Raw genomic sequence first — 526 nt, forward strand, 5'->3', positions numbered from 1 at the left:
CCCCTTCACATACGAGGGAACCGCGATCTCCAGAGAGGTCGGGCCGTACCACGAACCCATGTCCTCCAGCTTGTCGCCGTACTTCTTCCAGTACGACTCATGCGTGGTCGGAAGCCAGGAATCGGTCTCGAAGTCGATCTCACCGTTGGCCATACCCGTGTACAAGGCACCCGCCTCGTACTGCTGAGCGTTCACCTTGAAACCGCGCTGCTCCAGCATCTCCTTCCACAGGAAAGTGGAGGCGATGCCCTCGTCCCACGGGATGTAGCCGACGTTGATCTCACGGCCCTTGCCGATGTCGGCGTTGTCGCCGCCGGAGACCGGGGCCCACGTGTCCAGGGCCTTGGGCTGGTCCTTGAGCCAGGCGCGGACGGCGTCCTGCTCCTTGCCCTTGTCCGCGCCCTGGATCTCCGCCTCAAGGCTGGTCAGCTGCTCCTCGGACATCTTGAAGTCCTTGAGCCACTTGGTGACCGCGATCGGCTCCTTCTTGGCGTACGCACGCTTCAGCTCGGCCAGCATCGCCGGC

The 526-nt window shown here is 63.5% G+C and carries 1 protein-coding gene; it reads right to left on the bottom strand.

Going from position 1 to position 526, the window contains the following annotated elements:
- Positions 1-526 (bottom strand): glycine betaine ABC transporter substrate-binding protein (locus IF45_RS0131080; protein ID WP_037638934.1); only part of this gene is annotated, 526 nt, incomplete at both ends.

Origin of the sequence: Streptomyces albidoflavus (genome assembly GCF_000719955.1) — a bacterium.
Classification (GTDB): domain Bacteria; phylum Actinomycetota; class Actinomycetes; order Streptomycetales; family Streptomycetaceae; genus Streptomyces; species Streptomyces albidoflavus.